Annotated in this window: 17 protein-coding genes, 1 tRNA gene and 1 pseudogene; 13 read left to right on the top strand and 6 right to left on the bottom strand. The window is 44.9% G+C overall.

Going from position 1 to position 22,478, the window contains the following annotated elements; all coding sequences use genetic code 11:
- The first annotated feature begins 1 nt into the window (after position 1).
- The 5 genes from nagC to OH461_RS12745 all read left to right on the top strand — a co-directional run bounded on the left by nagC (position 2) and on the right by OH461_RS12745 (position 7,512).
- Positions 2 to 1,216, top strand: coding sequence for a DNA-binding transcriptional regulator NagC (nagC, locus tag OH461_RS12765; RefSeq protein WP_270020994.1), 1,215 nt, complete (start codon positions 2 to 4; stop codon positions 1,214 to 1,216).
- 85 nt (positions 1,217 to 1,301) lie between these two features.
- Entirely contained in the window at positions 1,302 to 2,888 is a 1,587-nt protein-coding gene (locus OH461_RS12760) for a cation:proton antiporter family protein (RefSeq protein ID WP_270020993.1), read from the top strand.
- Between the two features lie 196 nt (positions 2,889 to 3,084).
- Positions 3,085 to 4,749, top strand: coding sequence for an asparagine synthase B (asnB, locus tag OH461_RS12755; protein WP_270020992.1), 1,665 nt, complete (start codon positions 3,085 to 3,087; stop codon positions 4,747 to 4,749).
- 272 nt (positions 4,750 to 5,021) lie between these two features.
- Positions 5,022 to 6,413 (top strand): peptide MFS transporter, encoded by a 1,392-nt coding sequence (locus OH461_RS12750; RefSeq protein ID WP_270020991.1) that lies wholly within the window; start codon positions 5,022 to 5,024, stop codon positions 6,411 to 6,413.
- Between the two features lie 229 nt (positions 6,414 to 6,642).
- Positions 6,643 to 7,512: a TraB/GumN family protein gene (locus OH461_RS12745; RefSeq protein ID WP_270020990.1), complete on the top strand. Its 870-nt coding sequence runs from the start codon at positions 6,643 to 6,645 to the stop codon at positions 7,510 to 7,512.
- A 290-nt stretch (positions 7,513 to 7,802) separates the two neighbouring features.
- Here the strand turns inward: OH461_RS12745 and OH461_RS12740 are convergent.
- Positions 7,803 to 7,879 (bottom strand) — tRNA-Pro (locus tag OH461_RS12740).
- Positions 7,880 to 8,404: 525 nt separating this feature from the next.
- Between OH461_RS12740 and smrA the strand changes: the two genes are divergently transcribed.
- Positions 8,405 to 8,986: a DNA endonuclease SmrA gene (gene smrA / locus OH461_RS12735; protein ID WP_270020989.1), complete on the top strand. Its 582-nt coding sequence runs from the start codon at positions 8,405 to 8,407 to the stop codon at positions 8,984 to 8,986.
- Positions 8,987 to 9,126: 140 nt separating this feature from the next.
- On the top strand, positions 9,127 to 10,188 hold the full coding sequence (gene rluF / locus OH461_RS12730; protein WP_270020988.1) for a 23S rRNA pseudouridine(2604) synthase RluF: 1,062 nt from the start codon (positions 9,127 to 9,129) through the stop codon (positions 10,186 to 10,188).
- Positions 10,189 to 10,252: 64 nt separating this feature from the next.
- Here the strand turns inward: rluF and upp are convergent, their stop codons facing one another.
- Complete coding sequence (gene upp / locus OH461_RS12725; protein WP_270020987.1) at positions 10,253 to 10,879, bottom strand: uracil phosphoribosyltransferase; 627 nt, start codon at positions 10,877 to 10,879, stop codon at positions 10,253 to 10,255.
- Positions 10,880 to 11,186: 307 nt separating this feature from the next.
- On the opposite strand from upp, the gene purM reads away from it, so the two are divergent.
- The 4 genes from purM (at position 11,187) to OH461_RS12705 (ending at position 13,457) form a co-directional block, all read left to right on the top strand.
- Positions 11,187 to 12,227: a phosphoribosylformylglycinamidine cyclo-ligase gene (gene purM, locus OH461_RS12720; RefSeq protein ID WP_270020986.1), complete on the top strand. Its 1,041-nt coding sequence runs from the start codon at positions 11,187 to 11,189 to the stop codon at positions 12,225 to 12,227.
- 2 nt (positions 12,228 to 12,229) lie between these two features.
- Positions 12,230 to 12,868 (top strand): phosphoribosylglycinamide formyltransferase, encoded by a 639-nt coding sequence (purN, locus tag OH461_RS12715; protein WP_270020985.1) that lies wholly within the window; start codon positions 12,230 to 12,232, stop codon positions 12,866 to 12,868.
- A gap of 191 nt (positions 12,869 to 13,059) precedes the next feature.
- Positions 13,060 to 13,266 (top strand): YaeP family protein, encoded by a 207-nt coding sequence (locus OH461_RS12710; RefSeq protein WP_260259620.1) that lies wholly within the window; start codon positions 13,060 to 13,062, stop codon positions 13,264 to 13,266.
- On the top strand, positions 13,266 to 13,457 hold the full coding sequence (locus tag OH461_RS12705; protein ID WP_270020984.1) for a DUF4250 domain-containing protein: 192 nt from the start codon (positions 13,266 to 13,268) through the stop codon (positions 13,455 to 13,457). Before OH461_RS12710 ends, OH461_RS12705 begins: the two co-directional genes overlap by 1 nt.
- 58 nt (positions 13,458 to 13,515) lie before the next feature.
- Here the strand turns inward: OH461_RS12705 and OH461_RS12700 are convergent.
- Positions 13,516 to 13,749: pseudogene (locus OH461_RS12700) on the bottom strand (DUF3622 domain-containing protein); the annotation flags it as partial.
- A gap of 374 nt (positions 13,750 to 14,123) precedes the next feature.
- Here OH461_RS12700 and OH461_RS12695 point away from each other — a divergent pair.
- The gene (locus tag OH461_RS12695; protein WP_270020983.1) at positions 14,124 to 16,775 is read left to right on the top strand and encodes a chitinase C-terminal domain-containing protein; all 2,652 of its coding nucleotides are present in this window, start codon (positions 14,124 to 14,126) and stop codon (positions 16,773 to 16,775) included.
- 78 nt (positions 16,776 to 16,853) lie between these two features.
- On the opposite strand, the gene ybaK is transcribed toward OH461_RS12695, so the two are convergent.
- The 3 genes from ybaK to OH461_RS12680 all read right to left on the bottom strand — a co-directional run bounded on the left by ybaK (position 16,854) and on the right by OH461_RS12680 (position 20,753).
- A complete protein-coding gene (gene ybaK / locus OH461_RS12690) occupies positions 16,854 to 17,327 on the bottom strand; it encodes a Cys-tRNA(Pro) deacylase (RefSeq protein WP_270020982.1) in 474 nt (157 codons plus the stop codon).
- A gap of 138 nt (positions 17,328 to 17,465) precedes the next feature.
- On the bottom strand, positions 17,466 to 19,142 hold the full coding sequence (ushA, locus tag OH461_RS12685; RefSeq protein ID WP_270020981.1) for a bifunctional UDP-sugar hydrolase/5'-nucleotidase UshA: 1,677 nt from the start codon (positions 19,140 to 19,142) through the stop codon (positions 17,466 to 17,468).
- A gap of 363 nt (positions 19,143 to 19,505) precedes the next feature.
- On the bottom strand, positions 19,506 to 20,753 hold the full coding sequence (locus OH461_RS12680; RefSeq protein ID WP_270020980.1) for a DUF2066 domain-containing protein: 1,248 nt from the start codon (positions 20,751 to 20,753) through the stop codon (positions 19,506 to 19,508).
- A gap of 336 nt (positions 20,754 to 21,089) precedes the next feature.
- Between OH461_RS12680 and OH461_RS12675 the strand changes: the two genes are divergently transcribed.
- Positions 21,090 to 22,331, top strand: a complete 1,242-nt coding sequence (locus tag OH461_RS12675; RefSeq protein WP_270020979.1) for a uracil-xanthine permease family protein — start codon at positions 21,090 to 21,092, stop codon at positions 22,329 to 22,331.
- Positions 22,332 to 22,478: the final 147 nt, after the last annotated feature.

Raw genomic sequence — 22,478 nt, 5'->3', positions numbered from 1 at the left:
AATGAATGGCGGACAAATAGGTAACGTAGATTTAGTCAAACAACTGAATAGCGCGGCAGTATATAGACTGATTGACCAGCAAGGTCCTATCTCTAGGATTCAAGTGGCAGACGTCAGTCAACTCGCCCCAGCTAGCGTCACTAAAATAACCCGCCAATTACTCGAGCGCGGCCTGATTAAAGAGGTCGCGCAACAAGCCTCGACCGGTGGTCGACGCGCAATTTCCCTGACGACCGAGGTGGAACCTTTCCACTCGGTCGCTGTTCGTTTAGGACGAGACTACATTCAAATCAGTCTGTTTGACCTTGGTGGTAAAGAGCTTAGCTCTGATTACCAAGAGTTTTACTACACCACTCAGGGTGAATTGGTTGATGGTCTTATTCTGTTCCTCAAAACCTTTATTCAAAATCACCAAACGACAATCAATCAACTGATTGCCATTGGTGTCGCGCTACCTGGTTTAATCAATCCTGAAACTGGCGTGGTTGAATACATGCCAAATATCAATGTAGATAATCTAGCTCTGGGCGATCTCATCCGTAACACCTTCCACGTACAATGCTTCGTTGGTAACGATGTTCGCGGCATGGCCTTAGCTGAGCATTACTTTGGCGCGAGCAAAGATTGCCAAGATTCTATCCTGGTAAGCGTTCACCGCGGAACGGGCGCAGGTATTATCGTCAATGGCCAAGTTTTCTTAGGCTTTAACCGCAACGTAGGTGAGATTGGCCATATTCAAATTGATCCTCTAGGCGAGCAATGCCAGTGTGGCAACTTTGGTTGTCTAGAGACGGTTGCCGCTAACCCAGCGATTGTCGAACGTGTGAAAAAACTGATTGCGCAAGGCTATGAATCTAGCCTGACTGAACTGCCTAGCATCACCATCAAAGATGTGTGCGACCAAGCAAACATGGGTGATGAGCTGGCTAAACAGAGCTTAGTTCGTGTGGGTAACCAGTTAGGTAAGGCTATCGCTATCACCATCAACCTGTTTAACCCACAGAAAGTAATCATTGCAGGTGATATCACGCGCTGTGAAGAAATTTTGTTCCCAGCAATTCGTCGTAACGTAGAAAACCAGTCTTTAACGACCTTCCATAGTGGCTTGCCAATTGTGGCATCGGAAATCGACGTTAAGCCGACGTTAAGCGCCTTTGCGATGATTAAACGTGCGATGTTAAACGGCGTTTTGTTACAAAAATTACTCGAAGACTGATCGTTTAAGCAATTAGTTGAGTTAGAATACGGGGCTATGTCGAAAGACATGGCCCTTACTCTATTTAGGACAGAACATTTTCAATATGGAACTCTTGTTAATTACTGCGGCATTTGTGGCTGGTTTTATCGCGCTCAAATGCAACTTACCGCCTTTAGTCGGCTTTTTGCTGGCTGGTTTTGGTTTACACGCTGCTGGCTTTCAATCCAACGACACTATCGTTACCCTTGCTGACCTTGGTGTTACCCTGCTGTTGTTCACCATTGGCTTAAAACTGGATGTCAAAACCCTACTTTCTAAAGAGATTTGGGCAGGCGCAACCGTTCACAACTTATTATCTACCGCTCTTTTTGCGGGAGCGCTTTTGTGTTTAAAAGTACTGGGTGTTGGTGCACTGGCCTCAATGAGTGTCGACCAAGTTGTTCTGCTCGGTTTTGCTCTTTCGTTCTCTAGTACCGTTTTTGCCGTTAAGTCTCTACAAGAAAAAGGCGAAATGAACGCCACTTACGGCACCATTGCTATCGGTATCTTGGTTATGCAAGATATCTTTGCTGTAGTATTTCTTACCGCCTCAACAGGTAAGCTACCCGAGTGGTACGCCATAGCCCTATTTGCCCTACCGCTACTCCGCCCTTTGTTCTACAAACTTTTAGACTGGGTAGGCCACGGCGAAATGTTGGTTCTGTTCGGTATTTTCTTCGCTTTAGTTGTGGGTGCAGGTTTGTTTGAACTTGTCGGTATGAAGGCCGATTTGGGCGCTCTGATCTTAGGTATGTTACTCGCCGGCCACAAAAAAGCCTCGGAGTTATCTAAATCGTTATTCAACCTTAAAGAACTGTTCTTAGTCTGCTTCTTCTTAAATATCGGCTTATCTGAGCAACCAACGCTTTCTGGTTTAGCGCTGGCTTTAATTTTCCTATTACTGCTCCCGCTTAAAGGCATTTTGTACTTCTTAGTACTGAACAACTTTAAGTTCCGCGTTCGTACTTCCCTACTCGCCTCTTTAAGCCTGTTTAACTTCAGTGAATTTGGTCTAATTGTTGGCGGTCTAGCCTTTAAGATGGGCTGGATGGGTGGTGATATTTTAGTCGCCTTGGCAATTGCCGTTTCTATTTCTTTCGTTCTTGCCGCGCCACTTAATCGCAAAGGTCACGAACTCTATCAGCGTTCCAGTCGTTGGCTAAAAGAACACGCTGCTGAAAAGCTCAATCAAAGAGATCAGCTCATCAACCCGGGCAGTGCTCAAGTGCTGATCTTAGGCATGGGCCGCATTGGTACAGGTGCGTACGACGAACTGATCAGTAATTACGGCAACATTAGCTTAGGCATAGAAGTGCGTGATGACGCAGCGAAACTGCATCGTGAAGAAGGCCGTAATGTCATTCAAGGCGATGCTACTGACCCTGATTTTTGGGAACGAATCTTAGACACCGCTCATGTCAAACTTGTGCTACTTGCCATGCCTCATCACCAAGGTAACCAAGTGGCGCTTGAGCAGCTGCAGTCTCGCAACTTTAAAGGCCAAATCGCCGCCATTGCCGAATACCAAGATCAAATGGACATTTTGCTTGAGAAAGGGGTCGATGCTGCCTTTAACATCTACAGCGAAGCGGGTGCTGGTTTTGCAAATAATGTATGTGACCAGCTAAAACCTAACTTCCAGAAACCTTAAACGTTGTCCAAAACTCATCGATATTGAATCAAAATCCACCAAATGGTGGATTTTTTTTAATCATTAGAAGATATATTAAATATTATTTAATGCATTCACTGTTTAGTCATTTTTTTTATCGATAGCGGTTGATTTTTTTAACCATAATGGCAAATTTGAACTCAAGAGATAAATACAGTTTAAAAAAGGGATTGGTATGTGTTCTATTTTTGGCATTTTGGATATAAAAAGTGATGCCGCTCAGTTGCGCCCTATTGCGCTAGAGATGTCTAAGAAACTTCGTCACCGTGGCCCAGATTGGTCAGGTATCTACTCATCAGATAACGCGATCTTAGCGCATGAGCGTTTAGCGATTGTGGGTCTAAATAGTGGCGCTCAGCCAATCTATAGCCCAAATAAAAAACACATACTGGCTGTAAACGGCGAAATCTATAACCACAAAGAAATTCGCGCTCGTTACGAAGGTAAATACGACTTCCAAACTGATTCAGACTGTGAAGTTATCCTCGCGCTATACCAAGATATGGGTGAAGCGCTGCTTGAAGAGCTTAACGGTATCTTCGCATTCGTATTATACGATGAAGAAAAAGATACTTACCTAGTAGGCCGTGACCACATTGGTATCATTCCGCTTTACCAAGGTTATGATGAGCACGGTAACTACTATGTGGCTTCAGAAATGAAAGCGCTGGTTCCTGTATGTAAGACAGTGAGCGAGTTCCCTCCTGGTTGTCACTACAGCAGCGCAGATGCTGAACCCCAGCGTTACTACATCCGCGATTGGAACGAATACGCAGCGGTTCAGGACAACCTTTCAAGCAAAGAAGAACTGACCGCCGCACTTGAAGCTGCAGTAAAACGCCAGCTAATGACTGACGTACCTTACGGGGTGCTTCTATCGGGTGGTCTAGATTCATCTATCACATCAGCAGTAGCGAAACGTTTTGCCGCTATGCGTATCGAAGATGATGAGAAATCAGAGGCATGGTGGCCACAGCTTCACTCCTTTGCAATTGGTCTTGAAGGCGCTCCGGATCTAAAAGCAGCCCGCGAAGTGGCCGATCAAATTGGTACTGTGCACCATGAAATGACCTATACCATTCAAGAAGGTCTAGATGCGATTCGTGACGTTATTTACCACATTGAAACGTATGACGTCACCACTATCCGTGCTTCAACACCAATGTTCCTGCTAGGTCGTAAAATCAAAGCCATGGGCATCAAGATGGTATTATCAGGCGAAGGTGCAGATGAAATCTTTGGCGGTTACTTATACTTCCATAAAGCACCAAACGCGCAAGAGTTCCACGAAGAGACAGTACGTAAACTGCTAGCTCTTAACATGTTTGACTGTGCTCGCGCAAACAAATCATTGGCCGCTTGGGGTGTTGAAGGTCGTGTACCATTCTTGGATAAAGAGTTCATTGACGTCGCAATGCGCCTAAACCCAGCAGATAAGATGTGTGGCAATGGCAAAATGGAAAAACATATCCTTCGCGAGTGTTTTGAAGATTACCTGCCAGAGTCGATCGCATGGCGTCAAAAAGAGCAATTCTCAGACGGCGTGGGCTACAGCTGGATTGATACACTGAAAGAAGTCGCTGAGGCAAAAGTGACTGAGCAACAGCTAGAGACGGCCGCTTACCGATTCCCTTACAACACACCAACAACCAAAGAAGGTTATGTATACCGCGAAATCTTTGAAGAGTTGTTCCCACTGCCATCAGCCGCAGAGTGTGTACCGGGTGGCCCTTCTGTCGCTTGTTCTTCAGCAAAAGCGATTGAATGGGATGAGTCGTTCAAAAACAACACAGACCCTTCTGGCCGTGCTGTTAAAGCGGTTCACAACGACGCTTACTAAGCCTCTGTTCATATTTAAATCAAAGGGACGCCACGGCGTCCTTTTTTCTTATCTAGTGAGAATTTGAGCGATTTATAAATAAATGCCAAATTTGAAATCTTAGTTTGTTACACGTAAAATTGCCGCCACAAAAACCACCATTACAGACTAAAATCAAACACTTACCACGAAATCTCAATTCATCCGCAAAATTTATCGTTTGCATTAGCTTTATCCAAGATGTATAGCTATTCCAACATAAAATCCTTTAATCAATCTCATTAGTAAAATTTATGTCAACACAACATCAACAATTTTTCGGCCACCCTCGTGGCTTGTTCCTTCTGTTCGGAACTGAACTTTGGGAGCGTTTTTCTTACTACGCAATGCGCGCAATTTTGGTACTTTACCTAACTGATACCACAATCAATGGCGGTATGGGCTGGTCTACTAAAGATGCTCTGGATCTCTATGGCATCTATACTGGACTCGTCTACGTTACACCGCTCGTCGGTGGGTGGCTGGCGGATAACTATTTAGGCCAACGCCGTTCGATTCTATTAGGTGGCGCTTTGATGGCAATTGGCCAGTTTACGCTGGCGATCCCTGCGGACATGCTGGGTCTGTCACTTCACCACTCTTTCTACCTAGGTCTAGCGCTACTTATTGCCGGTAATGGTCTATTTAAACCAAACATCTCAACAATGGTAGGCGACCTATACCAAGAAGGCGACAACCGCCGAGACGGTGCTTTTACCATCTTCTACATGGGTATTAACTTAGGCGCATTGTTGGCAGGTTTTGTTGCTGGTTCTGTGACTGGCGAATTCGGCTGGAAAGCTGGCTTTATCACTGCGGGTATCGGTATGGTCATTAGCTTAGTGATGCAAATGAGCCTCGCCCAATCTTGGCTTGGTGATATTGGTACTATCCCTGCAGCTAAGCGCGATCTTGCCGGAAAAAATAATCAACTAACACAGCCACTAACTAAACAAGAAATCGATCGCTTAAAAGTGATCATGGTAATGGGCCTATTTGTTATCGTATTTTGGGCTGGTTTTGAACAAGCTGGCGGCCTGATGAACATCTACACTCAACAATACACAGACCGTATGATTGGCAGTTTTGAAGTGCCAGCAGCATGGTTCCAATCACTGAACCCGTTCTTCATCATCACTTTGGCACCTTTGCTTGCTGCCTTCTGGGTGAAACTGGGTAAACGTGAGCCGAACTCTCCAGTGAAATTCGCTCTAGCCCTATTCTTTTTAGCGCTTGGCTTCTTGTGCATGGTTGGCGCAGTAATGGAGCAAGGCGGTGACACTAGCGTGAAAACCTCAATGCTTTGGTTAGTTGGTGCGTTCTTCTTCCATACATTGGGTGAGCTATGCCTATCACCAATTGGCCTATCACTGGTGACCAAGCTAGCACCGCTTCGTTTAGCATCACTAATGATGGGTGCATGGTTTGGCTTTAATGCTATCGCTAACTATGTGGCTGGTTATATTGGCTCTCATGTAGGTGAATTAGGCGCAATGTCTATCTTTGGTGGTATCGCTGTGAGTGCAACGGTCTCTGGTATTTTACTACTGATGTTCTCTAATACGCTAGTACGCTGGATGCATGGCGCAGAAACACCAATCAGCACCGAAGAGCAAATTGAGGAGCAACAAGCACAGCTTGCATAATCACACTCTAGTTCTTAAAAATACCCAGCTTCGGCTGGGTATTTTTTTATCTATAGCTAAGAAATTTGCGAGTTATTTCACATCGAGAAATTAGTTTATTATTCCTCCGGCTTAATTTCCGTCATGAATCAATTCGAGTAAAATCACGTTTTGTTGCGAAGTATTGGACTTTTAAACGATTAGATTCATTCTTATAGCTGCTTCTCTAAGCCTTGAACTGGAAACTACTATGCAAAGAACCATCGCACTCTTCTTCTCGCTCATCATTTCTTTCTCTGCATTGGCAGAACCTCTTTATTGGCAAGCAAGCAAAGGAAAGCTGAACTACCTCATTCTCGGTTCAATGCACGTTGGTGATGACAGCATGCACCCTCTTCCTAGTAACATCACCACGTATTTAAAACACTCAGACGGGTTAATCGTTGAAACAGATATACGCAATAATTCTGACGTCACCTACCCTCGCTCGCAGTTAACCAGCCAAGATGTACTTAGCCCAAAACAGCAGAAAGAATTGTCAGGCATTGCCAGCCTACTGGAGTTAAACAGCGCACAGCTATTGCAAAGCCCACCATGGGCAACCGCACTAGCGGTTCAAATGAAGCAATTTGACTACCTTGGCTATCAGGCAGACAAGGGCATTGATATTTGGCTACTTAACCAAGCCTCTGCCTTGAACAAGCCAGTGCTCAGCCTTGAAACATTACAGTTCCAAATCGACTTAATCGCGACACAAGAAAATGATGGTGAAGAGCTGTTGATCAGCATGATAGATGAGTTTGATTATTCAGAAGACGTGACGCACTGCTTGGTTGAGAGTTGGAAGAAAGGCGATGCAGATAAACTTAGCAAAGTAGCCAAAATGGTCGAAATGTCCCCCGAATTTGAGCGCGCATTAATCACTGATCGCAATCGAGACTGGGCAACAAAATTGACCGAACAAAAGCTATTACCTAAGAAAAATGGTAATTACCTAGTGGTCGTAGGCGCTTTACACCTAGTAGGGGAGCAAAACCTAATAGCGCTTCTGAAACAAAATGGATTCAAAGTAACCCAAAGATCAAAAAGCCAAGCCGCTAAGTGCGATTTTAAGCTGTAGCTCAACTTAGCGATTCTATAGGACTGGCGCTCCAGGCCCCGACTATATGTTCTCTTAATATGGTCGGTGAAGAGAGATTCGATCGGACTGGCGCTCCAGACCCCGACCATAGTGCGCAAGCAATTCATCAAACCGTAGACGCAAAAAAGCCGCAATATTTCTATTGCGGCTTTCTTTAATATGGTCGGTGAAGAGGAATTCGATCGGACTGGCGCTCCAGCCCCCGACTATATGTTCTCTTCAAACAAACGAAAAAGGCTCTGCATTTCTGCAGAGCCTTTCTCTTAATATGGTCGGTGAAGAGGGATTCGAACCCCCGACCCTCTGGTCCCAAACCAGATGCGCTACCAAGCTGCGCTATTCACCGAGATGTTGTTTGGACTATTGCCCGTCAACGGATGCGTATATTACGGATTCTGACCTCTAACGCAAGTGATTTTCAGCAATTTTCCTCAAAATGACACTGACTGCTTAAAACATCTACAGGCCATGACAAAACGTGATCAAAACCTCACCTGTAAAAACAAGTTTATAACCAAAAAAACACAATTGATCCAGATCAGTGTCATTTTTTATCCAATCATTAACTTATGGAGTGTCTTCGGAACTTTGGAGGAAATAAAGAGACTGTGTGGGTCGAGTAATGCTTTAGTCACAAACACAGATCTTAGCGCAATATCATCTGCTATCCGCTTTTGACTTTGTGATTCGGCGATTTCTTCTATATCAAGGTGATGATTGACAAATCTCCTCACTAGATCGCTTAGCATAGCTTAACAGCCTTACGCTTTGCACCGAAGTAGATAACTTATCTACTTCGGTTTTTTATTGATCATTGCTACTGCTCTAACGGTATAATTAGCCTATTGAATCCACTTCATGAGATGCCGTTATGTCTCAAGACGACGATTTTGCTCTATTCCAGCAAATGATGGGCGACGTAAAGCCTATTCACAACGATACCGCTGAACTTAAAAAGCAGCACCAAGTCAGCGATGCTCAAATAGCCAAACGAGAAGCCGCGATTTGGCTAACTGAAGATGACCCCGAGTACCTGTCCATTGACCATGCACCAATGGTTAAGCCGGAGGACATCATCGAGTTCAAACGTGATGGCGTTCAAGAAGGGGTCTACCGTAAACTCAGACTAGGAAAATACCCCATCCAAGCGAGACTAGACTTACATCGAAAGACACTCAAGCAAGCTCGCGATGAAGTAGTACAGTTTCTTAAACAGTGCATTCAGATGGATATTAGAACCGTCGTCATCGTTCATGGCCGCGGCGAACGCTCTAACCCACCCGCACTAATGAAAAGCTATTTAGCCCAGTGGCTACAACAAATTCGTGATGTTCAATGTGTGCATAGCGCCCAGCGTTTTCATGGCGGTACTGGCGCCGTTTATGTCATGCTAAGAAAAAGCAGCGAAAAGAAACTGGAAAACCGCGAACGCCATCAAAAGCGCATGAGCTAGGGAATGGTAGCGGGATACTCTCCCTTTATATTGAGGTTGGTATAAGTCGAATTGAGCTGTTACACTCCTCGCCCACATATCGATGGCGCCAAGAATGGCACCATTTCAACTAAGCCGTTGGGAAACGTTAAGAGAAAATCATGACACAAGATAATGCAAAGCGCTTAAACAAATACATTAGCGAAACCGGTTTTTGCTCACGTCGCGAAGCCGATAAGCTCATCGATCAAGGCCGTGTAACAATTAATGGAAAAGTGCCAGAAATGGGCACTAAAGTATTGCCTGGCGACGATGTTTGCATTGATGGCAAACCCGTTAAATCAAAAGAGAAGCCAATTTACATTGCGCTAAACAAACCAACGGGTATTACCTGTACGACAGAGCGCGACATACCGGGTAACATTGTTGACTTTATTGGTCACAAGTCTCGTATCTTTCCAATTGGTCGCTTAGACAAGCCTTCCGATGGCCTTATATTCCTAACCAACGATGGCGACATCGTAAACAAGATCCTTCGCGCCGGTAACAACCACGAAAAAGAGTATGTTGTCCGCGTGGATAAGCCTATCACCGACGATTTCATAAAAAAGATGAGTGCTGGTGTCCCGATCCTAGATACGGTCACGCTACCATGTAAAGTGTCTAAAGAAACTAAGTTTTCTTTCCGTATCGTGCTAACTCAAGGCTTAAACCGTCAAATCCGACGTATGTGTGAAGCTCTGGGCTATGAAGTCTTTAAACTTCGCCGTGTACGTATTATGAACATCAGCTTAGATGGCATTCCTAACGGCCGTTGGCGTTACCTTTCAGATGACGAGATCAACGAAATCCTAGCGATGTGTGAAGGTTCAAGCAGCACTGAAGAAGCATCGAAAACCGATGCATCTGGTAAGCGAATTCGTAAAGCGACCGACGCTAAGCTGTTTGATAGCCGAGAAGAAAATCAAGAATCCACCGCGCGTCGCAACCAAAAGCAACGTACTTTTAAAGGCCGCAATGCAGACGAATACCGTCATGCGCCAAACTCGAAGAAAGGTCGTAACAGCGATCGTTTTAACGACCGCAATAAAGATCGTAACAACGAGAAAAGCGGTTCCAACAAACCTTTTCACAAACCTAAAAGCCAGCAAGGGCAATCAAAAGGTAATAGCAATCAAGGCAATAAGCCACGAGTGGGTGGAACGCTAAGTCTTAAGAAATAACACTAAGATCATACGCATTAAAAAAGGGAGCCATTGGCTCCCTTTTTATTTATTCATTTCAATACTATTTAGTACCGAAGATCTTATCGCCTGCATCACCAAGACCAGGAACGATGTAACCTTTGTCGTTCAGTTTCTCATCGATCGCCGCAGTGTAAAGCTCAACCTCTGGGTGTGCTTTTTCTAGTGCTTCGATACCTTCAGGTGCTGCAACTAACACAAGCACTTTAATGTGCTGACAACCTTTCTCTTTAAGAAGATCGATGGTTGCAATCATTGAACCGCCCGTTGCTAGCATTGGGTCAACGACAAGTGCGATACGCTCATCGATGTTTGAAGCAAGTTTGTTAAAGTATGGTACTGGCTCAAGAGTCTCTTCATCGCGGTAAATACCAACAACACTGATACGTGCGCTTGGCATGTGCTCTAGTACACCATCCATCATGCCTAAGCCAGCACGTAGGATTGGCACTACTGTTACTTTTTTACCTTTGATTTGGTCTACTTCTACTGGACCGTTCCAGCCATCAATGGTTACTTTCTCAGTTTCAAAGTCTGCAGTTGCTTCGTAAGTTAATAGGCTACCTACTTCAGTAGCTAACTCACGGAAGCGCTTAGTGCTGATATCACCTTCTCTCATTAGACCAATTTTGTGTTTTACAAGAGGGTGTTTTACTTCAACAACTTTCATTTCCATCTCCGGCTTATGTGGCATATTTTAAATAAACCGTCAGATTATAAACGATTTCGTTCTCTATTTCTTGATTTAATAGGGCAATAATTAGCCTTTTCGACTGATTTTTTCAATAAATCACAGTTTTTCAAATCGATAACTGTTAGCCCTTATTTTAAATCCCTCAAAGGCTCAAATCCTCAAACCGAAATGGCTGTAGGATTCCACGAGTAAAAAACTCACGCAAACGTTTGCTATTGCGGTTTATCCACTGTTAGAATAGCGCCGATTTCTCATATCCAACTTATTAATCCGAGGACTTCCCGTGAGTGGCAATAACACTTCTCTAAGCTATAAAGATGCTGGCGTTGATATTGATGCAGGTAATGCACTTGTTGATCGTATTAAAGGTGCTGTAAAGCGTACTCGTCGCCCAGAAGTAATGGGTGGTATTGGTGGCTTTGGCGCACTGTGTGAACTGCCAACAAAATACAAACAACCTGTTCTTGTTTCTGGTACTGACGGCGTAGGTACAAAACTACGTTTAGCGTTGGATATGAACAAACATGACACTATCGGTATCGACCTTGTGGCAATGTGTGTAAACGACCTAATCGTTCAAGGTGCTGAACCACTGTTTTTCCTAGACTACTACGCAACAGGTAAATTAGACGTTGATACGGCTGCAGACGTTGTTTCTGGTATTGCTGAAGGTTGTATTCAAGCGGGCTGTGCGCTAATCGGTGGTGAAACGGCTGAAATGCCGGGTATGTACGAAGGCGAAGATTACGACGTAGCGGGTTTCTGTGTTGGCGTAGTAGAAAAAGAAGACGTTATCGACGGTACTAAAGTAGCCGCAGGTGACGCACTTATCGCTGTAGGTTCAAGTGGCCCTCACTCAAACGGCTACTCACTAGTACGTAAGATTCTTGAAGTTTCTGGTGCTGATAAAAATGAAGAACTAGCAGGTCGCACTATTGGTGAGCACCTTCTAGAGCCAACTAAAATTTACATCAAGTCAGCACTGAAAATGATTGAGAAGCACGATATCCACGCGATTTCTCACATTACAGGTGGCGGCTTCTGGGAAAACATTCCTCGCGTGCTTCCTGAAGGGACTAAAGCCATTATCGATGGTAACAGCTGGGAATGGCCAGTGATCTTCAACTGGCTACAAGAAAAAGGCAACGTCACTACTCACGAAATGTATCGTACATTTAACTGTGGTGTGGGTCTGGTTGTTGCTCTACCACAAGATCAAGCTGACGCGGCTGTCGCCCTACTACAAGAAGAAGGCGAAAATGCATGGGTTATCGGTAGCATTGCTCCGGCACAAGCTGGCGAAGAACAAGTAGAGATCAATTAAGCATGAAGAGTATCGTTGTTTTAGTTTCGGGGAACGGAACCAACCTGCAAGCAATTATTGATGCGTGTGAAACTAATATCACTAATGGTCGCGTAACCGCTGTATTCTCTAATAAAGCAGAAGCTTACGCTCTTGAGCGCGCAAAAAAGGCAGGTGCAGCGGGTGTTTCCCTAAACCCTAAAGACTTCGATACTCGCGATGCTTTTGACCATGAATTGATGCGACAAATGGATGAATTCAAACCTGATTTGATAATCCTTGCGGGCTACATGCGTATTTTGAGTGGTGAGTTTGTTCGTCACTACATGGGACGAATGATTAATATCCACCCTTCTCTGTTACCAAAATACCCGGGTCTGAACACTTACCAGCGAGCTATCCACGCAGGTGATGAAGAACATGGTACTAGCGTGCATTTCGTCACCGAGCAACTTGACGGTGGTCCTGTAATCTTACAAGCGAAAGTGCCTATTTTTGATGAAGATACGGTCGAAACGCTGACAGAAAGAGTGCAGAACCAAGAGCATCGCATCTACCCTATGGTTGCAAAATGGTTTGTGGATGGCCGTTTAGAGATGCGTAATGGCAAAGCCTATTTAGACGAGCAACTTTTAGGTATGCACGGTTACGCTCAAGATTAATAGCATCCAAACAATGTCAAAAGGTGGGCCCAGCGGCTCACCTTTTTTGTTTGGCGATTCGCTCAAATTCTCAAATGGTCATAAAGCCACCAGCACCGACGGATTATTGTTTTAAAACAAATTCCAGCTTTGAATCTACACAGCGCTATGTGTATATTGAGAGCAATTATCATTAACCACGAGTTTACCCCATGAAAGTTTACGATTGTTGCGATTTAGTTCGCGAGCTTTACGCTCAAATTGGCAGTGGCGACCAAGCCTACGTTCCTCAAGCAATCTCTTGTGCAGTGCGTGCTCTCAATGAAATCGCAAGCAACACAGGTCTAGAAAAACAAGTACGTGAGCGTGCCGCTTTTGCCGCAGCAAACCTGCTTATTTCGGACTTCGAGGACAAGTAATGAATTTGGCCAATTTCGACACTATGGACCCAATCATGTTGATGAGCATTGTTAACATGAAGCTGCGCGACGATTTTGGTGGCGACTTAGACAAACTAGTTAACTTCTTTGACATCAGCCGTGATGCTTTAGAGAAGAAACTCGCAACTGCGGGGTTTGAGTTTTTACCTGAAGCAGGACAATTCCGCTAAGTAATCAACCCGCTAACCACAGATACAAAAAAACCGCTCGATGAGCGGTTTTTTATTACTCTGCAGAACGAGTTTTGCGCTGCTGCGCTTTACGAGCATTACGCTCAGTTTGGTTTTTGATAAAACCTGCTAGCTCTTTTTCTGCCCACGCATTCGCTTCTTGTTCTGTTTCAAAACCTGTTTCGCGTTTTGAAACTACTGTCTTGCGTGACGTAACTTGACGAGTAATTTCTGCACACCAGCCATTGCGTTTTTCGCTTAAGCGGATGGCAAATTTTTTACTTTTTGACATGTTTAATTCCTAAGAATGGTTCAGGGACACCTTGTTGTGCTCGTCTAATTGATCGACGATATGGCCGCTCATCCCTGGGTCGCGCGGTATTAGAGCACAATCAATCAATCTTCGCTGCATTTATTTGCGATTTCGAGCCCAAAAAGTTTCATGCCAAGTTTTTTATCGGTAAAAACAAACTTGAATGAAAACAGCAAATGAGTTGTTTGCTACTTACATAAACGCCATGTTCAATGCGAAGTAGCACGTAAATTTACAACACTTCCCGCCATCTCCTAGCCCTTAATCTATAGTTGCTTTGCAACAGAAAAAATCTGTTGTTTTGTTGTTCAACTGCATACGCAATTTAGTAATTGTAAATTAAGGAAGAACCAATGAATCACATAATTACAAAGGCTTGGCTAAGGAAAGCACTCACTTTAGGGACATGTAGTGCAGCTAGCTTATATGCCATCAACGTCAATGCCGCTATCGACTGTACCAATATTGAAGTATGGGATAGCGCTAAAGCTTATACCTCTGGCTCTCAAGTTCAAGAGGCCAATAACGCCTACCAAGCCAATTGGTGGACACAAGGAAATAACCCAGCGACTCATTCAGGCCCACATCAAGAGTGGAGCTTTGTGGATAGCTGTTCGAGCACTGGCTCAAACCTCCCCCCTGAGGTTGACATCGCGACCTCTGCGAATGCAATCAGCCTTGGTGACCCAGTCGTGCTCAGTTCGAATGCCACTGACCAAGATGGTCAAATCGCTCAAGTTGAGTTCCTAGCAAATGGTGTAGTCATCGCAACCCTAACCGCTCCACCATACCAAGCGAGCTACACTCCGACTCAAGCGGGTACTATCAGTTTCGTTGCAAGAGCAACGGACAATGAAGGTGCTGCGACCGATTCGGCAGCCTCTTTAGTTTCAGTCAATGATGGTCCGATCGTACAAAGTTGTCGTCCGGATGGCCTATTCCAGACTCCTGGCACTAATGTGCCTTATTGTACTATCTACGATGAAAACGGTCGTGAATTGATGGGCGCAGACCACCCTCGTCGCGTGATTGGCTACTTCACCAGTTGGCGCGCGGGCGATGACCCTCAAACATCTTACTTAGTCAATGATATCCCTTGGGAGCAGCTCACCCACATCAACTACGCTTTCGTCAGTATCGGCTCTGACGGCAAGGTTAACGTTGGTGATGTAACAGATCCAACTAACCCAGCGGTTGGCCTTGAATGGCCCGGTGTAGAGATTGATCCTGCTCTAGGATTCAAAGGTCACTTTGGCGCGCTAGCAACTGCAAAAGCGAAACATGGCGTAAAAACACTGATCTCGATTGGTGGTTGGGCGGAAACCGGCGGTCACTTTGGCCCAGATGGCACTCGCATCGCTGATGGTGGTTTCTATACCATGACGACCAATGCTGACGGCTCTATCAACCACGCCGGTATTCAGACCTTTGCAGATTCAGCCGTTGCTATGATGCGTCAATATAAGTTCGATGGTTTGGACATCGACTATGAATACCCAACAAGCATGGCAGGAGCAGGTAACCCTGACGATAAAGCGTTCGCTGAACCTCGTCGTCCATACTTGATGGCTTCTTATCATGAATTAATGCGTGTCCTACGTGAGAAACTCGATATTGCCAGCCAACAAGATGGTCATCACTACATGCTAACCATCGCGGCACCATCATCAGCGTATCTATTACGCGGCATGGAAACCATGGCGGTGACCAAGTATCTCGACTACGTAAACATCATGACCTATGACTTGCACGGCGCATGGAACGAGCACGTCGGTCACAATGCTGCGCTGTATGACACAGGTAAAGATTCAGAGCTAGCAATGTGGAACGTGTACAACACAGCGGCTTACGGTGGTATTGGTTACCTAAATACCGACTGGGCATACAAATACTTCCGCGGCTCTATGCCAGCTGGTCGAATCAACATTGGTGTGCCTTACTATACCCGTGGTTGGCAAGGTGTCACTGGTGGCGAAAATGGCCTATGGGGTCGTGCTCCACTGCCAAATCAAGCTGAGTGTCCTCCGGGTACTGGTGAAGGTGAGAAGAACAAGTGTGGTAATGGTGCTCTAGGTATCGACAACTTATGGCACGATAAAGACGCGGCGGGTAATGAAATGGGCGCTGGCTCAAACCCAATGTGGCATGCTCTTAACCTTGCCAACGGTGTTTACGGCAGTTACAGCACCGCTTATGGCTTAGACCCTGTCAATAACCCATTGCACGCGTTAGTAGGTACATACGCACGCTTCTACGATGATATTGCGGTAGCTCCATGGCTATGGAATGTTGAGAAGAGCGTATTCCTATCAATTGAAGACAAAGCGTCTATCAATATCAAAGCGGACTACGTAGCCGACAACGAAATCGGCGGTATCATGTTCTGGGAATTAGCGGGGGACTACAACTGTTATCAATTTGATGCGAACGGTAACCGCGCGGGTATCGATCTAACAGAAGCGGCATGTAAAACAGGCAATGGCGAATACCACATGGGTAATACCATGACAAAAGCCATCTACGATAAATTCTTGTCAGCAACACCTTACGGTAACAAAGTGGCGCACACTGCATTGCCGGGACAAGCTATCGACATTACCGTGGATATCAGCGGCTTTAAAGTCGGCGATCAAAACTACCCAATCAATCCAAAAATCACCTTTACCAACAATACGACCTCTACCCTACCGGGTGGCACAGAGTTCCAGTTCGATATTCCGGTATCGTCACCTGATAACGCAAAAGATCAGTCTGGTGCAGGTCTAAAAGTGATCGCTTCTGGTCATACTAGAGCAAACAACATTGGTGGTTTAGATGGCGTGATGCACCGCGTGGCATTCTCTCTACCTACATGGACAAACTTAGCCCCAGGTGAAAGCTACATTCTGGATATGGTGTACTACTTACCAATCTCTGGCCCAAGTAACTACACGGTTAAAATTGGTACGAGCGAATACGCATTTAAATTTGAACAGCCAGATTTACCAGTAGTACCGCTACCATAATCTGAGTTTCAAAAACCAAGTTCCGTAAACCAAGAAGGCAGACTGAGCGTCTGCCTTCTTTATATCAATACGCTTATTCTACAAGCATAAATCGATAAACTGCCCACGAGTCAATGTCGCTAAATCTTGAGGGGCTAACTCGATTTCTAATCCTCGACGACCAGCGCTGACACACATAGTCTCTAACTGGCTAGCACTAGTATGAATAAAAGTCGGTAATGCCTTCTTTTGACCTAGTGGGCTAATACCACCTACCACATAACCCGTCGTTTTCTGCGCGACTTCAGGATCGGCCATCTCAGCTTTCTTTGCTTTTGCCGCTTTAGCCGCGAGTTTTAAATTAAGCTTTTGCTCTACCGGAATCACAGCGACGGCTAAATTCTTTGCTTCGCCATTCAAACAAAACAACAAAGTTTTAAACACTTTGTCTGGATCATGGCCTAGTGCTTCAACGGCTTCTAAGCCAAAGCTTTCTGCCCTTGGGTCATGCTGATATTGATGTACGGTGTGGGAAATTTTTTCCTTTTTCGCAACGTTGATTGCTGGAGTCATGATTGTTCCTTACACCAATCAGGGTAAGCCACTACCAATATGGTCATCGTAATGGACTATCCTACTTGGTGAACATAAAAAAACGGCGCTGTATAAGCGCCGTTTAGTAAAAGCTATCTGCTCTTTCGAGTCAATGGTTTACTTGTAAACCATCTCGCCTTTTGATTCAAACGCGTTCACGTCGATTGGGCTGTTTGCTTCTAAGTATTCTTTCAATACTTCAGCATCAACAAAACCAGTGTTCACGTAACCTGGGTGATCTGACAGTTTAGGGTAACCGTCACCACCAGCCGCGTTAAAGCTTGGCACAGTGAAGCGGTAAGTCGCCGCTGGATCTAACGCTTTATCACCAATCTTAACATCTGATACTTGACCATTTTCAACGTTCATCGAGATGCCAGCAAATTGTGCGTATGCACCTGAATCGATTGGTTTAGTCGCCACAACATTTAGGTAATCCAGAACTTCTTTGCCTGTCATATCAGTGTAAGTCAGGATGTTACCAAATGGCTGAACGGTCAGTACATCTTTGTACGTTACGTCGCCACCTTCAATAGAAGCACGAACACCACCAGAGTTCATCACACCAAAGTCAGCTTTTGCACGCTCCATGTGAGCCGCTGCAATAAGACGACCTAGGTTAGTTTGTTGGAAACGAACAACGTTACGGTCACCTTCCAGTTTACCGTTTGTTTCAGCAATCTTAACGTCTAGCTGAGCTTTGCCTTTCTCTTGGAATGGACGCAAGAACTCTAGCATTTCTGCATCTTCAGCGATTTCATCTTCAATAAGAACACGTTTCTTCTCGCCATCGATCTTAACTTTTTTCTTCAAGTTAACAGGGATCAGGTCATAGCTTACCATCTGTAGCTCGCCGTTACGGAATTCGTAATCAGCACGACCAACGTATTTGCCCCACTCGTGCGCTTGCACGATGTAAGTACCGTTTTGAAGATCTGGCTTACATTCGTCAGAAGGTTGGAAGTTTTTCTTAACTACGTTTGGCGCTTCCATACATACCGGCTCTTGCGAGTGACCACCAACGATCATGTCTAGAGAACCTTCGTTTAGGTAACGAGCTAGTGCCACATCACCCGGAGCGTTTACGCCTCGTTTACCATCTTCGTAGTGACCCATGTGAGTAACCGCGAAGATAAGATCTGGTTTTTCAGTTTTCTCAAGTTCTGCAATCAGCGCTTTCGCTTCTTCTTTAGGATCGCGGAAATCAATGCCACCGATGAATTCTGGGTTACCAATTTTTTGCGTGTCTTCCGTTGTCAGACCGATAACCGCAATCTTGATACCTTGTTTGTTGAACATCACGTAAGGCTGGAACATACGTTCGCCCGTTTTCTTATCGTAGATGTTTGCAGAAAGCATTGGGAAGTTAGCCCACTCTTTCTGTTTTAATAGAACTTCAAGTGGGTTATCGAATTCATGGTTACCTAGCGCCATTGCATCGTAACCAATTTTGCTCATACCTTTAAAATCAGGTTCAGCATCTTGTAAGTCTGACTCTGGAACGCCTGTATTGATGTCACCACCAGATAGAAGCAATACGCTGCCACCCTGAGCACGGATTTCAGTACGTAGTTGATCGATAAGCGTCTTACGAGCAGCCATACCATACTCGCCGTATTTGTTTTGCCAGAAACGACCGTGGTGGTCATTCGTGTGCAGAACCGTTAGCTTGTAAGTTGTATCTTTGTTCCATTCATGTTCAGGAGTGTTCGCTTGCGCGTCTTCACCACAGCCAGAAAGAGTTGCAAGAATTGCTGCACTCAGTGCTGCTTTTAGCATAAGGCGTTGCTTCATTGTCATACCTTTAGAAATAATTTTATCCACTGCCACTTTGCCACTATCAGTTATGAATCACCAACTTAGCGTTGGTTGTTTTATGTACTCTGAAAGCGACAAAACTTGATATAGTTTAAATTAAGCTTAAGCATCAGACATCGGTATTTCATATTTATGTAGAACCGATCACCTTATTAACTCATTGAAAGTGTAACAAATAGATAGCGTTGCATACGTTTCAACAAACGATCACAGGCAATCGTTTACGCTTTAACCAAACGACAATTTTACAAATTCAGCGGCGGTTTTCGTGGGAATAGCGAAAATGATCACAGCAGATAAAAGAAAGGCCTAGCAGTGCTAGGCCTTATTCTATTTAGTTTAGAACTCTATATTGGCTTCAGAGTCACTAGACTCTGGCTCAGCCTGCAAAGTTTCTTGAGACGTCTCTTTAGGCGATTGCGTTGGAGCATAGCTTCGACTTTGCCATTCAAATACTAATGTCGGTTCACCCATGATAACTTCAGGCTCAACAACCGGCTGTGGTTCATCAACAATAATCGCACCTTCCGAAGGCTCAGTCATTACTGTGGTAGGCTCTTCAATAAGCGCTGGTTCAACCACTTGCTTGTCATCGTATTGTGCTGGCATTGGTGTGGTTTCAGCGAACCTCGCTACCGCTTGCTCAAATGACTCTTTTGAACTCAGCAGATGGACATTAAAAGTGACTTCTGTGCCACGAATATCAAGTATTTCTACCGAAGCGACAGAGTTAAGCTGTTTTAATTTACGTTCGACGACAAAAAAGTCGGTCGCATTATCAAGTGAGGTAAAACGAACTTTTACCGACTCAGAAGATTCAGTACCAACCACTACCGCGCTGTTTTTTGCGTAGTAGTCACTGATTTCATTGATCATCTGCTCTGCTGAGTTAGCACCGCGCTGCGAGCCAGTATATGGCGCTTGACGAGTGACACCGATCGTTGCTGGTTTCTGATCGTAAAGCGTCCAACGCAGATCATTGCCACGAGCACGAATCACCAAAACTGCATCCGCTGGGTAACGTTCACTAACCTCACCGACAGGTCGTGCAAAACCGCCCCATAGGTCAGAGATGTTGACACTCGTTACGTCTGCAAAATCACCCACAGGCACTGTAATTGGTAAGCCGCGACTTTGCGCTTCACTCTTCATTTTGGTCAAAATGGCAGAATCTGAATATTGCCACGCAATGCTGCGATCAGATTGCGCCTCTTCAATCAACCAGACTAAGACGTTAGCACGCTCAGCTGGCCATGTTGCTAACTGAGCTTGATTAAGTAGCGATTGAATTTGCGAAGAGTTAAAGACCATTTTCAGGGTTTGCTGCTCACCCTGCTGGCCATAACTGATTTGCGATAAATATTGTGCACTTTGGCCAAGTGCCTTTTTTACTACAGTATTATTTGTTGACGTTTGATCGCCAGACGCTCTTACGATCACTTCTTTCATGCCCTCGACACGGGCTTGAGCGTCAGGCCTCTCGATGCTCTGATCCAGTACAACTTCGGTTTGGTACAAATCAACATTGACGAGCGCTAACGCGGGAGCGCTAATCAAACCCAATGCGAATAAAACTAAATGACGCATATTTTTCCTAGAATCAGTTTCACGATTACAGCGACTGATGATAAGCAACTTACTAAATTCGAGCAATACAAGCCGTCAAGCTTGTTTACCAAAATGTGCTCACTACAACGCAATAACTAAGCCTTATATCAACCCGCTCGCATAAAAAATCACTTTGAGGCGCACAGCATGTTATTGATATTTTTGAAACCCTTTTGACTGGCTAATTTGTAATCTTTTGATCTAGTTCAGATTGAAATCGTTTGCGACGGTGATAAAATCCCGCGAATTTTGTTTTTGAATCAGAAATATCTGCGTTTTTGATTCTTTTTGAACGCCACATACAGGAATAATAATATGAAAAATGCCATTCAAGGCGCACAGATGCTGTTCGTAGCATTTGGTGCTCTGGTGCTAGTACCACTCCTCACGGGACTAGACCCAAGCGTTGCTCTCTTCGGTGCTGGTATCGGTACCCTAATTTTCCAAATCATCACCCGCCGTTCTGTTCCTATCTTCCTTGCCTCTTCTTTTGCTTTTATTGCTCCAATTTTATATGGCGTCCAAACATGGGGCGTGCCAGCAACAATGGGCGGTCTTATGTTCGCAGGTTGTGTTTACGTGGCAATGGGTGCATTGATTAAAGTTCGTGGCGTTGAAATTATCCATAGATTGCTACCACCTGTAGTAGTTGGCCCAGTGATTATGGTGATTGGTCTTGGCCTAGCTCCAACAGCAGTGAGCATGGCACTAGGTAAAGTTGATGGCAGCCAAGTGATTGATGCAAATGCATCACTGGTTATCTCAAGTGCCTCTCTACTTACCACTATTTTCATTAGTGTATTCACTCGCGGCTTCCTAAAACTCATGCCAATTCTTGGCGGTATTATTGTGGGTTACAGCCTGAGCTTGTTCTACGGCATTGTTGATTTTACCCCTGTTCATGAAGCCGCTTGGTTAGCACTACCAAACTTCACCTTCCCAGAGTTCAACATCAACGCGATCCTATTTATGATCCCTGTGGCTATCGCTCCTGCGGTTGAACACGTTGGCGACATGCTTGCGATTTCAAACGTGACCGGTAAGAACTACATTAAAAAACCGGGTCTGCACCGCACTATTACTGGTGACGGGGTAGCAACCATTGCCGCTTCTATGGTTGGCGCGCCGCCAAACACTACTTACTCTGAAGTAACCGGTGCGGTAATGTTAACTAAAGCGTTTAACCCGAAAATCATGACTTGGGCCGCTATCACGGCTATCGTACTCGCACTGGTTGGTAAGTTAGGTGCTGTGCTACAAACCATCCCTATGCCTGTTATGGGTGGTATCATGATTCTGCTATTCGGTTCTATCGCGACCGTTGGTCTAAATACCCTAATCAAAAACAACGTAGATCTACACCAGTCACGTAACCTTGTCATTGTGGCAATTACCCTAGTATTTGGTATTGGCGGTATGGCATTTGGCGTAGGTGAGTTCAGCCTTCAAGGTGTGAGCCTATGTGGTATCGTAGCGATTCTACTTAACCTTGTGCTTCCTCGTGACCTTGGTGAGAACCACGTAGTGGATAACGCTCAGATGGAAGACGACAAGTAAGCGTCTTTACATCAATAATTTAATGATAAGGCCAGCTTAACGCTGGCCTTTTTATTGGTTTGCATTTTCCGTTTAGCACTAATTAAGCGAAGCGAACAAATACTACGCATAAAAAAGCCGCTCTATATGAGAGCGGCTTTGGCAAGT

It is taken from the genome of Vibrio sp. LaRot3 (assembly GCF_027587025.1).
GTDB lineage: Bacteria > Pseudomonadota > Gammaproteobacteria > Enterobacterales > Vibrionaceae > Vibrio.
This window is presented reverse-complemented; position numbering and strand designations above follow the sequence as displayed.